Origin of the sequence: Aeromonas sp. 2HA2, assembly GCF_029237345.1 — a bacterium.
In the GTDB taxonomy this organism is placed as follows: Bacteria; Pseudomonadota; Gammaproteobacteria; order Enterobacterales; family Aeromonadaceae; genus Aeromonas; species Aeromonas salmonicida.
Map to the genome: position 1 here is coordinate 112,194 of NZ_JAACGB010000005.1, position 13,470 is coordinate 125,663.

General features: G+C 59.4%; 12 protein-coding genes. 6 read left to right on the forward strand and 6 right to left on the reverse strand.

Annotation, left to right across the window (positions count from 1 at the left end; all coding sequences use genetic code 11):
• Positions 1–16: 16 nt before the first annotated feature.
• Positions 17–865 carry an MIP/aquaporin family protein gene (locus tag GWQ29_RS09205; protein WP_021138521.1) on the reverse strand — a complete coding sequence of 283 codons (849 nt, stop codon included), beginning with the start codon at positions 863–865 and terminating at the stop codon, positions 17–19.
• Between the two features lie 488 nt (positions 866–1,353).
• On the opposite strand from GWQ29_RS09205, the gene glpT reads away from it, so the two are divergent.
• From glpT to tyrA, 6 genes are all read left to right on the forward strand, one after another.
• Positions 1,354–2,712: a glycerol-3-phosphate transporter gene (gene glpT / locus GWQ29_RS09210; protein ID WP_017411957.1), complete on the forward strand. Its 1,359-nt coding sequence runs from the start codon at positions 1,354–1,356 to the stop codon at positions 2,710–2,712.
• Positions 2,713–2,813: 101 nt separating this feature from the next.
• On the forward strand, positions 2,814–3,572 hold the full coding sequence (locus tag GWQ29_RS09215) for a DeoR/GlpR family transcriptional regulator (RefSeq protein WP_005310067.1): 759 nt from the start codon (positions 2,814–2,816) through the stop codon (positions 3,570–3,572).
• Positions 3,573–3,884: 312 nt separating this feature from the next.
• Positions 3,885–5,372, forward strand: a complete 1,488-nt coding sequence (gene glpD, locus GWQ29_RS09220; RefSeq protein WP_275919274.1) for a glycerol-3-phosphate dehydrogenase — start codon at positions 3,885–3,887, stop codon at positions 5,370–5,372.
• A gap of 102 nt (positions 5,373–5,474) precedes the next feature.
• Positions 5,475–6,557: a glycerophosphodiester phosphodiesterase gene (gene glpQ, locus GWQ29_RS09225; protein ID WP_275906727.1), complete on the forward strand. Its 1,083-nt coding sequence runs from the start codon at positions 5,475–5,477 to the stop codon at positions 6,555–6,557.
• Positions 6,558–6,908: 351 nt separating this feature from the next.
• Positions 6,909–7,982 carry a 3-deoxy-7-phosphoheptulonate synthase gene (locus tag GWQ29_RS09230; protein WP_021138526.1) on the forward strand — a complete coding sequence of 358 codons (1,074 nt, stop codon included), beginning with the start codon at positions 6,909–6,911 and terminating at the stop codon, positions 7,980–7,982.
• A 118-nt stretch (positions 7,983–8,100) separates the two neighbouring features.
• Positions 8,101–9,228, forward strand: a complete 1,128-nt coding sequence (gene tyrA, locus GWQ29_RS09235; protein WP_021138527.1) for a bifunctional chorismate mutase/prephenate dehydrogenase — start codon at positions 8,101–8,103, stop codon at positions 9,226–9,228.
• Positions 9,229–9,299: 71 nt separating this feature from the next.
• Here tyrA and hdfR read toward each other — a convergent pair whose 3' ends face one another.
• From hdfR to GWQ29_RS09260, 5 genes are all read right to left on the reverse strand, one after another.
• On the reverse strand, positions 9,300–10,175 hold the full coding sequence (gene hdfR, locus GWQ29_RS09240) for an HTH-type transcriptional regulator HdfR (protein WP_017412115.1): 876 nt from the start codon (positions 10,173–10,175) through the stop codon (positions 9,300–9,302).
• Positions 10,175–10,537, reverse strand: coding sequence for a DUF413 domain-containing protein (locus GWQ29_RS09245; protein ID WP_005310084.1), 363 nt, complete (start codon positions 10,535–10,537; stop codon positions 10,175–10,177). Before GWQ29_RS09245 ends, hdfR begins: the two co-directional genes overlap by 1 nt.
• A gap of 302 nt (positions 10,538–10,839) precedes the next feature.
• Positions 10,840–11,322, reverse strand: coding sequence for a serine protease inhibitor ecotin (eco, locus tag GWQ29_RS09250; protein WP_005310087.1), 483 nt, complete (start codon positions 11,320–11,322; stop codon positions 10,840–10,842).
• Between the two features lie 221 nt (positions 11,323–11,543).
• Positions 11,544–12,101 (reverse strand): DUF1566 domain-containing protein, encoded by a 558-nt coding sequence (locus GWQ29_RS09255; RefSeq protein ID WP_169046390.1) that lies wholly within the window; start codon positions 12,099–12,101, stop codon positions 11,544–11,546.
• On the reverse strand, positions 12,098–13,468 hold the full coding sequence (locus GWQ29_RS09260) for a DUF1566 domain-containing protein (RefSeq protein WP_275919275.1): 1,371 nt from the start codon (positions 13,466–13,468) through the stop codon (positions 12,098–12,100). Before GWQ29_RS09260 ends, GWQ29_RS09255 begins: the two co-directional genes overlap by 4 nt.
• Between the last annotated feature and the right edge of the window lie 2 nt (positions 13,469–13,470).

Below are 13,470 nucleotides of genomic sequence, written 5' to 3' on the forward strand. Positions count from 1 at the left end.
TTGGGGAGGGCCGCTCTTATGCGGCGGCCTCTTCTTTGGCGGTTTGGGCAGCTTGCTCGGTGGCGGCAACACGGTTGCCAGGCACACAGGGAGCCAACACTTTCACATACAGGGCGGTACCAAGCTGGGCACCGACGATGGGGCCAAGGATGGGCACCCAGAAGTAGGGGTTGTCACGACCACCAGTCATGGCCACGTCACCCCAGCCTGCCAGGAAGGCAAACAGCTTGGGGCCGAAATCACGGGCAGGGTTCATGGCAAAGCCGGTTAAGGGGCCGAGGGAGGCACCAATCACGGCGATCAGGATACCGATCAGCAGGGCGGCGGCGAAGCCTTTGGGGGCGCCGTTGTTGTTGTCACCCAGCGCCATGATGCCCAGCATCAGGACGGCGGTGATCACCAGCTCGACAGCGAAGGCTTGCATGTTGGAGAGCAGGGCGTTCGGGTAGGTGGAGAAGATGCCGGCGGAGCCGAGGCTCTCGACGCTGCCGCGTACCACGTTGTGGGTCACTTCCCACTGGGTGAACAGGCCGCCGTAGAGGAAGTAGACAAGGGCGGCGAAGCTGAAGGCACCGGCGACCTGAGCGATGATGTAGGGCACCACTTTACGCTTGTCGAACCCGCAGAAGGTCATCAGCGCCAGGGTCACGGCCGGGTTCAGGTGGGCACCTGAAATACCGCCGGTCACATAGATGGCGATGGCGACACCCAGACCCCAGGTAATGGAGATTTCCCATTGTCCGAAGTTGGCACCGGCCAGCACCAGGGCGGCCACACAACCGACGCCGAAAAATATCAGCAGGCCGGTTCCGATAAACTCGGCGATGCACTCGCCAAGCAGGGTATTGGGTCTTTGTATGCTCATACTTTTATTCCTTATATCCACCCAGAGTAGGTTTGATGTTCCGTTTTGTTGTTTTTTCAGTCCCATTACTGCATCCGAAAACGTTTTTTCTTGTTTTTTGAGCTGACGCAAACGTTATGCTCGTTTGCGCTCGTTATCGGACGAGAGAGAAAATAAACCTAAATCGGACATTCACCACTCCCTCCCCGCAGGAACTGTGGACAAGATCCCATTCATTGCTAAAAAAATGTGACGGAAAGCAAGTTGCAATAAGGTCTATACCACTTAGTGGGTACCGCTATCCCTTGCCCTGCAAGGGATAGCCGCTGATGAGTGTTTACTCATTCGGCGCTTTATTTTGTAATAAAACTGCAATATTTGAGCCTCCATCACAGATTAAATGTTCACATGTGAGCACAATAGGCTCGCTTTCGAATCAGGACTCCTCTGGTTGGTCAGCATGGACAGGGCACCCTCAACCGCCCACAACAACAATAAGGAAGCAGAACATGCTTAGTCTCTTCAGGCCTGCACCACACATAGACAGGCTTCCGGCCGACAAGGTCGACCCCTTCTACAAACGCATGCGTTGGCAGGTGTTTTTCGGGATCTTCTTTGGTTATGCCGGTTACTACCTGGTACGGAAAAACTTCAGTCTGGCGATGCCTTACCTGATCGAACAGGGATTCTCCCGCGGTGATCTGGGCCTGGCCCTGTCCGGGGTTTCCATTGCCTATGGTCTGTCCAAGTTCCTGATGGGGAACGTGTCTGACCGATCCAACGCCCGCTACTTCCTCTCTGCCGGTCTGCTGTTGTCGGCCGGTATCATGTTCATGATGGGGACTGTGCACTGGGCTACTTCCAGCATCGCCATCATGTTCGTGCTCTTGTTCCTGAACGGTTGGGTACAAGGCATGGGCTGGCCACCCTGCGGTCGCACCATGGTGCACTGGTGGTCACAGAAAGAGCGTGGCGAAGTGGTCGCGGTCTGGAACGTGGCGCACAACGTCGGCGGCGGCATGATAGGTCCGCTGTTCATCCTGGGGATGGGCTGGTTCAATGACTGGCGCAGTGCCTTCTATGTACCGGCTGCTGCTGCCGCCGCCATTGCGGTGATCGCCTTCTTCGTGATGCGTGATACCCCGCAATCGGTCGGTCTGCCGCCCATCGAGGAGTACAAGGACGACTATCCGAAGGACTATGACGCCAGCCACGAGAAGGAGTTTTCCGCCAAGGAGATCTTCGTCAAGTACGTGCTGCACAACAAGCTGCTGTGGTACATCGCCATTGCCAACGCCTTCGTTTACCTCATTCGTTACGGTGTGCTGGACTGGGCTCCGACCTACCTGAAAGAGGCCAAGGATTTCACTGTCGACAACTCCTCCTGGGCCTATTTCCTGTACGAGTGGGCCGGTATTCCGGGCACCCTGCTGTGCGGCTGGATCTCTGACAAGATGTTCCAGGGCCGCCGCGCCCCGGCTGGCATCCTCTTCATGGTACTGGTGACAGTGGCTGTGCTGGTCTACTGGCTCAACCCGGCGGGCAACCCCACCGTCGACATGCTGGCTTTGGTCGCCATCGGCTTCCTGATCTATGGTCCCGTCATGCTGATCGGTCTGTATGCACTGGAGCTGGCACCCAAGAAGGCAGCCGGTACCGCGGCAGGCTTCACCGGGCTGTTCGGTTATCTGGGGGGTGCCGTGGCGGCCAACGCCATGCTGGGCTATACCGTTGACCACTTCGGCTGGGATGGCGGTTTCATGGTGCTGACCGCGTCTTGCGTGATCTCCATCATACTGCTGGCCATGACCCTCAAGCATGAGAACATCGCCGTCGCTGCCAAGAAGGCGGCTGCCGATAAGGCATAAAACGTGATCCTGCCCTTATCGATCCGAAAAGGGATCAGGTAAACTGCCAAAGGCCCCGCATCTGCCGGGGCCTTTTTTCGTCTCATCATCGGAGTTCAAGCGTGAAGCAAACCCAACGACATCTGGAGATACTGGACGTCCTGACGCGGCAGGGCTTTGTCTCGACGGAGGATCTGGTGACCCACTTTGACGTCAGCCCCCAGACCATTCGCCGTGATCTGAACGATCTCGCCGAACAGAACAAGATCCGGCGCCATCATGGCGGTGCCTCCCTGCATTCGAGTACCGTCAATACCGCCTACAGTGCCCGCAAAGTGATGCAGCTCAAGGAGAAAGAGCGTATCGCCCGCGAAGTGGCCGCCAATATTCCCGATGGCTCTTCCCTCTTCATCGACATAGGGACCACCACGGAGGCCATCGCCCGCGCCCTGCTCGATCACCGCGAGCTGCGCGTGGTGACCAACAACCTCAACGTCGCCAGCATTCTCACCGCCAAGGATGACTTCACCGTCATCATCGCCGGTGGCGAGATCCGCAACCGGGATGGCGGCATAGTGGGGGAGGCGACCCGCGATTTCATCGGTCAGTTCCGCATGGATTACGGTGTCATCGGTATCTCGGGCATCGACAATGACGGCTCTCTGCTCGATTTCGACTACCACGAGGTGAAGATTGCCCAAGCCATCATAGCCCACTCTCGCCAGGTGTTTCTGGCCGCCGACCACACCAAGTTCGGTCGCAACGCCATGGTCAATCTGGGCAATCTCAACCAGATCCACGCCCTGTTCACCGATCAGGAGCCACCGGAGAAGCTGATGCGGCTCATGTCCCAGCACCAGATCGAATGCCATATCTGCTGAGTCACCGTTAACCCCTCTCTGGCACCAGGCCGCCATGACGGCGGCCGCTTTTTCCCCTGTTTTCCTCTTCCTCCTGCTGTTTTCCGGCTTACTACCACCCTGGGTATGAGCGCGATCTCGCGCACGCTATTTTGCCAGCCAGCCCCTTGCTGACGTCCTGATCACCGACTGGCAGCATTTTTAGCATTGCCAAAACAATCGCGATCACATTTTCTCCATAAAATGTTCGTTTATCATTTTTTCATGCTCTAATATGAGCGAAATCAAACATTGCTGTCATGGCAAACCCAAAATAAGAAAGAGTAGGTGAACATGAGCGAACATTATGATCTGGTCGTCGTTGGCGGCGGCATCAATGGGGTGGGCATTGCGGCTGATGCAGCGGGTCGGGGTCTGAAGGTTGCCCTGTTCGAGGCACAGGATCTCGCCTCTGCCACCTCCTCCAACTCCAGCAAGCTGATCCACGGCGGCTTGCGTTACCTCGAACATTACGAATTCCGGCTGGTGAAAGAGGCCCTGGCTGAGCGGGAAGTGCTGCTTGGCATGGCGCCGCATATCGCCCGCCCCATGCGTTTTCGTCTGCCGCACCGCCCGCACCTGCGTCCGGCCTGGATGATCCGCGCCGGTCTCTTCCTGTATGACAATCTGGCCAAGCGCGACAAGCTCAAGGGCAGTTGCGGCGTGCGCTTCCTGCCCCAGGACGGCTTGACCGCCGGTATCAACAAAGGCTTCGAGTACTCGGATGCCTGGGTCGATGACGCCCGCCTGGTGGTACTCAACGCCATGATGGCGCGTGATAAAGGGGCCGAGGTACAGACCCGCACCCGCTGCATCAAGGCGGTGCGCGGCTCCAAGCACTGGACATTGACTCTGGAGCGGGAAGGGGGCGAGCAGTTCACCGTCACCTGCCGTGGTCTGGTCAATGCGGCCGGTCCCTGGGTCAAGACCTTCTATGACGAGAGTCTGCACGAGAAATCCCCGCGCGGCATTCGCCTAATCAAGGGCAGTCACATCATAGTGCCGCGTATCCATGAGCGCGAAGAGGCCTATATCCTGCAAAACGAAGACAACCGCATCGTCTTTGTCATCCCTTATCAGCAGGATTACTCCCTCATCGGCACCACGGACGTGGAGCACAAGGGCAGCCCGCGCGAAGCCAAGATCAGCGACGCCGAGATCAGCTACCTGTGCAAGGTGGTCAACGCTCACTTTACCCGCCAGATAGCGCCCAAAGATGTCATCTGGACCTATGCCGGGGTGCGACCGCTCTGCGATGACGAGTCCGACTCCCCCCAGGCCGTGACCCGTGACTATACCCTCGAGCTCTCCGGTGAATCCGACGGCGCGCCACTCTTGTCCGTGTTTGGCGGCAAGCTCACCACCTATCGTAAACTGGCCCAAGCCGCCTGCAACAAGCTCAAGCCCTGGTTCAGCCAGATGGGTGAGGATTGGACCGCCACCAGCCGTCTGCCCGGTGGCGAGTTTGATTGCTCCATCACCGAGTTGGCGCGTGCCTATATGCTCGAATTCGACTGGCTGGATGAGCGCAACGCCCGTCGCATCGCCGAGGCCTATGGCAGCCACGCCCGCCTCTGGTTGCACGAGGAGCGCGGCCAGCACTTTGGGGCCGGTCTGTACGAGTCGGAAGTGCGTTATCTGATGAGCCGCGAGTGGGCCCATTCGATGGAAGACATTCTGTGGCGCCGCAGCAAACTGGGGCTGCGCCTGTCTCAGCCTGAGCAGCAGCAACTGCACGCCTGGCTGGAACAACATCAGCACGCCTTGCCCAAGGCAAGCTGATGAAGAAGCGGGCGGCCCCTTGGCCGCCCGTCGTTAAAATGCAATAAACCTCTGCTATAACAAACACCTACACCCAATAAACAATAACAAAGAGCACCTCGCATGAAAAAAATCTCTCTCTCCCTGATTGCCCTTGGCCTGGGGGCCGCCCTTGCATTGCCCGCTCTTGCTGCCGACGAAGGCAAGATAGTGATCGCCCACCGTGGCGCCTCAGGCTATCTGCCCGAGCACACCCTGGCATCCAAGGCGCTGGCCTATGGCATGGGAGCCGATTATCTGGAGCAGGATCTGGTGATGACCAAGGATGACCAGCTGGTGGTGATGCACGATCACTTCCTCGATGGCATCACGGACGTGGCCGAGCGCTTCCCCGGTCGGGCCCGCCCGGACGGTCGTTACTATGTGGTGGACTTCACCCTGGCCGAGGTGCGCTCCCTGAGCATGACGGAGCCGTTCCAGCTGGTGGATGGCAAGCAGGTGCCCGTTTATCCGGCCCGCTTCCCGCTCTGGAAGTCCAGCTTCAAGATCCACACCTTCCAGGAAGAGATAGAGATGATCCAGGGGCTCAACAAGAGCACTGGCAAGAACATCGGCATCTACCCGGAGATCAAGGCCCCCTGGCTGTTCCGCCACGAAGGCAAGGACATCTCCAAGGCGGTGCTCACGGTACTCAAGGAGTACGGCTACACAGGGAAGGATGACAAGGTCTATCTGCAGTGCTTCGATGCCAATGAACTCAAGCGCATCAACAGCGAACTGATGCCCGCCTTAGGCATGGACTTGAAATTGGTGCAGCTAATGGCCGAGACCGACTGGAACGAGACCATGGTCTATGACGCCAAGGGCCAGGCAACCCCTTACGACTATGACTGGATGTTCAAGCCGGGGGCCATGAAGACCATCGCCGGCTACGCGGAAGGCATAGGCCCCTGGAAGCCGATGATAGTCACGGAGCCGGGCACCCCGGGCAAACCTGTGTTTACCGGCATGGTGAAAGAGGCCCACGCCGCTGGCCTTAAAGTACACCCTTATACCTTCCGTCAGGATGAGGGGCAGATCCCGGCCTACGCCAAGGATTTCAGCGATCTGCTCAACATCTTCCTCTATCAGGCCGATGTGGACGGGGTGTTCAGCGACTTCCCGGACAAGGCGGTCGACGCCATCAAGGCACACGGAAAATCATAAAAGAAGAGCAAGACGGGAACGCAAGCGGGGCCAGGTGCCCCGCTTTTTTTATAAAATGGTGGCAAGGGCAGGCATGGGATAGTGGTCGAGCAGCGCTGATGACAGTATTGGAGTGTAACTATATCTTTACGATTTTATCGAGTCAGTGGCTTTTTACTCGCTACTTTCTGGCTGTTTAGGTCGCCTGGCTGGTCGTTTATCCACCTGCTAGACAGTTAATCCGCTAGTTTCACTTGATTGTTTGTTTTTCCTTGGTAAGGTGAGGGCGGTTGCGTAACAAAGCACTGACTTGTGTAAATAAATGAATACACTCGGTGCAATTGGCTTAAATACTGTAGAGAGAATGAGATCATGCAAAGAGACCCCCTGAACAACATCCATATCCAGTCCGAACAAGTGATGATCACGCCTGCCCAGCTCAAGGAGAAGCTACCCATCTCCGACCAGGCGCTGGCTTTCGTGCAAGGGGCCCGCACTACCATCGCCGACATCATCCACCGTCGTGATCACCGCCTGCTGGTGATCTGTGGACCCTGTTCCATCCACGACATGGACGCCGCCAAAGAGTACGCAACCAGACTCAAAGCGCTGCATGATGCCTATCAGGATTCTCTCTACATTGTCATGCGGGTCTACTTTGAGAAGCCACGCACCACGGTCGGCTGGAAGGGCTTTATCAATGACCCGAACCTGGATGGCACCTTCGATGTAGAGCTGGGGCTGCACCGCGCCCGCGAGCTGCTCTGCTGGCTGGCGGAGCTGGAATTGCCGCTGGCGACCGAGGCGCTCGATCCCATCAGCCCGCAATACCTGGCCGAGCTCTTCTCCTGGTCGGCCATCGGCGCCCGTACCACAGAATCCCAGACCCACAGGGAGATGGCGTCCGGCCTCTCCATGCCGGTGGGCTTCAAGAACGGCACAGACGGCAACCTGGGTACTGCCATCAACGCGTTGCAGGCGGCCTCCAGCCCCCATGCTTTCATGGGGATCAACCAGCAGGGCCAGGTTGCCTTGCTGCAGACCCAGGGCAACCCGGATGGCCACGTCATCCTGCGCGGCGGCAAGCACCCGAACTACGATTCGGTCAATGTGTCGCTGGCGGAAGAGGCGCTGGAGAAAGCGGGCCTGCTGCCCGGCCTGGTGGTGGATTGCAGCCACGGCAACTCCAGCAAGGATCACCGCTTGCAGCCCAAGGTGGCCGACAACGTCATCCACCAGATCCAGGAGGGCAACCGCTCCATCATAGGGGTGATGCTCGAATCCAACCTGTTCGAAGGCAACCAGTCCAGCGAGCAGCCCAAGGAGCAGATGCGCTACGGCGTCTCCATCACAGATGCCTGCATCGACTGGGATAGCACAGCCGCTCTGCTGGAGCGATGCCATCGCGAGCTGGCGGCGCCGCTCAAGGGCAGAACTGCACGGTAAGCCGTGGTATCTTGTCGTAACTGATTGAACCATAGAGGTATCACTGCCCACGCAGTGATACCTTGTTGCCTCTTGAATCACAGGGCGCCGCCGCCAGCGGCGCCAGCAGGGACTGGATATGGCTGAAGAGTTGAATGCCCTCAGGGACAAGATTGATGCGGTGGACAGACAGCTGATCGATCTGCTGGCCGCACGACTGGCCCTGGTGGGGGAAGTGGGTGAGGTGAAGAGCCGCCACGGCCTGCCCATCTATGCACCGGACAGGGAGGCGAGCATGCTGGCCCGCCGTCGCACCGAGGCCGAACTGTTGGGGGTGCCGGGCGATCTCATCGAAGATGTGCTGCGCCGGGTCATGCGTGAATCTTATGCCAGCGAAAAAGACACCGGCTTCAAGTGCATGAAGCCGGATCTTGGCAAAGTAGTCATCATAGGGGGGCAGGGTCAACTTGGCCGCTTGTTCGGCCATATGTTCAGCCTATCCGGCTACCGGGTCGAGACCCTCGAACAAGCAGACTGGCCAAGGGCTGACGAGATCCTGGCCGACGCGGGTCTGGTCATGGTGGCCGTGCCCATCGACATCACCTGCCAGATCATCGACCGGCTCGGCAACTTGCCCGCCGATTGTCTGCTGGTGGATGTCACCAGCGTCAAGAGCGAGCCGCTTGCCCATATGTTGGCGGTGCACAAAGGTCCTGTTCTGGGGCTGCACCCCATGTTCGGACCCGATGTGGCGAGCCTCGCCAAGCAGGTGATCGTCTGCTGTCAGGGCCGTGATGCGGCCGCCAGTCAGTGGTTGCTGGATCAGATGACCATCTGGGGCGCGCGCTTGCAGCAGGTGGAAGCCAAAGCCCACGACGAGGCCATGACCCTCATTCAGGCGCTGCGCCACTTCGCCACTTTTGCCTATGGCTGGCACCTCTCCCGGGAGCAGGCCAACATCGACCGCCTGCTTAACTTAAGCTCCCCCATCTACCGGTTGGAGCTGGCCATGGTGGGACGGTTGTTTGCTCAGGACCCCGAGCTCTATGCCGACATCATATTGTCGTCACCGCAGAATCTGGCGATGATCCGCCGCTACTACCAGAACTTCGGCGAGGTGCTGGGGCTCTTGGAGCAGGGGGACAGAGCCGGCTTTATCGATGCCTTCTCGCAGGTATCCGGCTTTTTTGGCGAGCATGCCGACGAGTTTCTGCGCGAGAGCCGCATGTTGCTGGCCCAGGCCAACGATCGCCGCCAGCACGGCTGATGCGATTGCACACAAGCACCATAAAAAAGGGGCCTTTTCGGCCCCTTTTCTGTCTGTGCTATCGCCCGAAGTTATTCAGGCTGCGGCAGGCGCAGATCGGCGCCATCCCAGCCAAGGGGCAGGGTCAGCAGCCGATCGATCAGCTCCCGACGATCGGATTTCTCCAGATAGGCGAGGTAGAGCGGGCGGCTCAGTGGCTGGCCTCCCTCCACCAGATGCAGCTGCCCCTTTTCCAGGAAGGGACTCACCATCCGCCGTGGCAGGTAGGCGGCCCCCCCATTGGCCAGCACGAACTGCAGCGCCATGTTGGCGGAGCTCGAGTGCAGCACTGGGGTTTTTTGCAGGCTCTGCAAGCGACTGGGTTGCGGCTCCAGACTGGTGCCCCAGTCGAGGTGAATGTGGGGCATTTGCATCAGGCTGTCGGCGTTGGCTGTGCTATCCCGGCTCACCAGTTCAAACACCAGTTCGCCGATGGGATGCAGGGCAATCTCGTCGATCTTGGTTGGCTCGGAGAGCAGGGCCAAGTCGAGGGAGCGCTCCAGCAGCTGGCGGCACAGGTGCTCGCGGGATGCGGTTTCGAGCCGCACGGCGAGGCCGGGAGCCAGCGCATAGACATGATTGAGCCAGTCGTTGAAATCGAGCTCCCAGAACACGGCGGGCGCGCCTATGGCGAGCTGCTGGCTGAAACCGGGGGAGAGCGCAACGTCCTGCTTGGCCCGACCCAGGGTATGCAAGATGGCGTCTGCATAGGGCAGCAGACGCTCGCCGGACGCGGTCAGGCGGATGTTGTTGCGATGACGGGCAAACAGACTGACCCCGAGTTGCTGCTCGAGCTGGCGGATCCGAAAGCTCACCGCCGACTGGGTCAGGTAGAGATTCTCAGCAGCCCGGCCAAAGTGCCGGGTCTTGCTGACCTCGATAAAGGTCCGAAGCAGTTCGGTATCCATTAATCGATGGACTCGTCGCTACCGCCGCCGTTGCCGCCGTCAAAACCACCGCCGCCGGTTTCCTCGTTGGCGCCGCCTGCGACTGTGCACAGACGATGCACGCGCTTGGGACCTATCACCTTCAGATACTTGAACCACACCTTGGCGTGGGGATTGCTGCCGGCAGCGCCGGATTTGACCTGTTCGATAAAGGCGCTTTCTACGTCATCGCGCGGCGCCAGGTTGCCCTGATAGAGCGCCAGCATGGCGGTGCCGTATTTTTCCAGACTGTCCGCTTCGGCAACAGTGAATTCACCACTGCGACGCAGGCCACGGGGAAAATGTTTGAAGTCGTTGAAACGCTTGTCGGATTCGAAGCTCATAGTGCTCTTTTTCTGGTTAGTTTGACCTTTGCGGGCAAGTATCATCAGGCCGTCGCAGAGTGCAAAATCAATTTTTTCACTATATGGATAAATCATTTTCATCGAAAGTGATTTAGCCATGATCCAGTGGACATTCGGGGAGGGCAGGAGCAAAAAAGCGAGAAAAAAAGCGGAGTTATGTCAAGTTATGTCAAGGTTCGGCCGTCTGGGGCGCCGAAATTTGGTTAAAAATAAAGCGCCATTTGGCGCTCTATTTTGTGTCATTCATGAACCAAAGCGGGAGGTTTGGTCTCGATGGAGACTTACTCTATCATGGCTGGCTGGGCCAGGTTGTCCGCACGCCACAGACGGTAGCGCACTTCATACTCCTGCGGGACGTAGAGCACGAAAGGCAGCTTGGAGTTGTAGTTCACAAAGAAGCCCTGACCGTAGATCTGGACGAAGGTCTCTTTCTTCTGGACATCCGGGCAGGCCATCAGGGTGCTGATGGGGTCGGATACCTTGCCGAGCATCAGGTAGTTGTAGCCCCAGCCCTTGACGCTGTGCTGCTCAAGGTTGCCGGCGAAACGCGGCACATTGCAGTCGACCATCATTTTCTTGCCGACCTGCAGCTCGACCATCATGTCGGCTTCGTTCTCGACTTCCGGCAGGCGGATCACGACACGTTCCTGGTTTACTTCGGCGGCCGGAAACATGCTGATATCAAATTTTTTCGGTTCGGCGGCGAAGGCATGGCCGCCCAGCAACAAGGCGCCCAGCAGGCTAAAACGCAATACGGTTTTCATCTGTACCTCATGGGGATTGGTTCAACGCCGCTAGACTAACCGCTCTGCCCGTTTCATGCCAGCGATCCGGGGTGCAAATCCTGCCAGATCCGGCACAGGATGACGTCTTCTGGCTATTTTCTGACAAGGCGCACATTCGGTGTACAGCGCTTTTGCACAGCTCGGAGGTGGCCGGACAAGGATCCGCTTTTCAGCGGGATCCTGTGGCCACCCCCGCGCAATCAACGCACCAGAAGCAGCTGTTTGGCCCAGGCGCCGGGCGCCCGCATGCCAACGGCGCCACTGGTGATATCCAGATAGGCGACGCTCTTGCTGGCCGGCACCGGGGTTGAGGACCAGAGATAGACGTAACCGTCGTTCACCTCTTTTCCTTCACCGGCCATGGCGCGGGGGAAGATGGTTTCGTTGAGCGCCGGCTTGTAGCAGGCGGACTCCAGCACGCTGGTCAGCTCCTTGATGGTGGGCAGGCGCCAATCCCGGTAGCCGCCAAAGCCGTACAGGGCATGGCTCGGTTCGGTGCGGATCCGCTCTGCCGTCAGCAGGGCCTGCTGCCAGTAAAGCCGGGTCGGTTCGCCGCTGCAGCTCTGGTTGCGCCAGGTCTGGCCAAGCTGGCAGCGCATCCAGGTCAGGCCCGTGCTTCTGTCCGTGACTGTGCCGTTGCTGCGATCGATGAAGCGGGCGGTGGGGCTGGTTCTGGGCATGGTGTCGTCGCAGATGGCGGTGGCCAGGGCGAGGGGGCTGCCAAGGGTCAGCAGCAGGGTCAACATCAAGCGGTTCATCGGGTTACCTCCGCCATCAGTCGCAGTTGCAGACCGTTGGCATCATCGCTGTTTTGAACTGTGGTGGCGTAGTCGGTGCCGGCGTCATCGCCGAGGAAAATATGGGCGATGGCGCTCAGGGGGGCGCTCTCCAGCCGACGGGACGGGGTCAGGGTCTGGCTCCAGTAGTAGCCGCTGAAATCCTTGGTGGTGGTGCCGACATCGGGGAAGTAGCGCACATCCATGGTGACCAGCTGGCCATATTGGCGGGCGAGTGAGCCGTAGTGTTGCAGGCTCATCAGCTCGCGGGAGTGGGGCATGCGCCAGCTGGTGATGCCGCACAGCTGCTGGGCGTTGAGCCACTGGCGATATTGCTCTGTAGTGCAGATGGCCTCGCCTTGCGGGCAGGCGTAGTCAAGCTCCTGCTGGGTGGGGTGATAGTCGCCAAGTTCCCAGGCGAAGGTGCGATGCAGATCGCGTGGGCTCTTTGCATCATTCAGCTTCCTCTCCCAGACGAGGCCAGTGTTGAGGTCTTCCACACATTCCCACTGAGGGGCGTCATCCGGCAGGGGCTGGCCCTTGCCATCCAGCTTGCGATAGCGCAAGGGGGCCTTGTTCAGGCTGGCTTCCTGGCCCGGGTGGTCGGCGGGCTCTTCGGTGAGCAGGTAGTCGACACCATCCGTGTAGGTGGTGACGCCGCTGCCGGTGACCAGGGGATGGGAGTATTGCTGTTGCAGCAGGCGGGTGACGCTCTCTTGCAGGCTGGTCAGCTCGCCGTGCTGGGCAAAGTGGCTGGCCAGCTCGGGCAGCAGGCTGCCGAGGGCCGGCCATACCACGGCTTGCAGGAGGACGGGCGAAAGGTCCGATATCTCCGGCTCTGCATCGATCACCGCCAGCAGCAGTTGCCCCAGCGCCAGGTTGAAGTCGGCCAGTTGCGACAGGGCGGCCAGCCCTTGACCTGGTTGCAGCGGCGCCAGCGCGGCCAACATCTCGTCGAGTGCCTGTTTGGGCGGATGTCCCTCGGCGATGCTGCTTTGCAGCAGGGTGCTGAGCAGGCTGGGGGTCAGGGTCTGGCCATCCAGTCGGGCGGCCGGGTGCAGCAGCGCCGGCGCTGCCGGGTTGGTTGGCAGGAACAGCAGCGGACTGGTCAGCAGGGCGGGGGAGGTGCCGCTCAGCTGACGGGCACCGGCTACGCCGCTGACGCTGGGCTCCCCCTCGTCACAGCGGGTGTTCTGGTTGAGATTGACGCACAGGGTGCCACTCTCGGGCAGATTGACGTTCAGGGTATAGGCAGGTGCCGCCAGCGGCGCCTCATCCGAGCCGCCGCCACCGCAGGCGGTGAGCAGGGGGGCCAGCAGGCAGGCCAGGCGGGAATAGGTTGGATTCATCT

Bases quoted from the DNA above. Each gene is read 5' to 3' on its own strand.
- GWQ29_RS09205 (WP_021138521.1), bottom strand. From the start codon at position 865: ATGAGCATACAAAGACCCAATACCCTGCTTGGCGAGTGCATCGCCGAG.
- glpT (WP_017411957.1), top strand. From the start codon at position 1,354: ATGCTTAGTCTCTTCAGGCCTGCACCACACATAGACAGGCTTCCGGCC.
- glpD (WP_275919274.1), top strand. From the start codon at position 3,885: ATGAGCGAACATTATGATCTGGTCGTCGTTGGCGGCGGCATCAATGGG.
- glpQ (WP_275906727.1), top strand. From the start codon at position 5,475: ATGAAAAAAATCTCTCTCTCCCTGATTGCCCTTGGCCTGGGGGCCGCC.
- GWQ29_RS09230 (WP_021138526.1), top strand. From the start codon at position 6,909: ATGCAAAGAGACCCCCTGAACAACATCCATATCCAGTCCGAACAAGTG.
- tyrA (WP_021138527.1), top strand. From the start codon at position 8,101: ATGGCTGAAGAGTTGAATGCCCTCAGGGACAAGATTGATGCGGTGGAC.
- hdfR (WP_017412115.1), bottom strand. From the start codon at position 10,175: ATGGATACCGAACTGCTTCGGACCTTTATCGAGGTCAGCAAGACCCGG.
- GWQ29_RS09245 (WP_005310084.1), bottom strand. From the start codon at position 10,537: ATGAGCTTCGAATCCGACAAGCGTTTCAACGACTTCAAACATTTTCCC.
- eco (WP_005310087.1), bottom strand. From the start codon at position 11,322: ATGAAAACCGTATTGCGTTTTAGCCTGCTGGGCGCCTTGTTGCTGGGC.
- GWQ29_RS09255 (WP_169046390.1), bottom strand. From the start codon at position 12,101: ATGAACCGCTTGATGTTGACCCTGCTGCTGACCCTTGGCAGCCCCCTC.
- GWQ29_RS09260 (WP_275919275.1), bottom strand. From the start codon at position 13,468: ATGAATCCAACCTATTCCCGCCTGGCCTGCCTGCTGGCCCCCCTGCTC.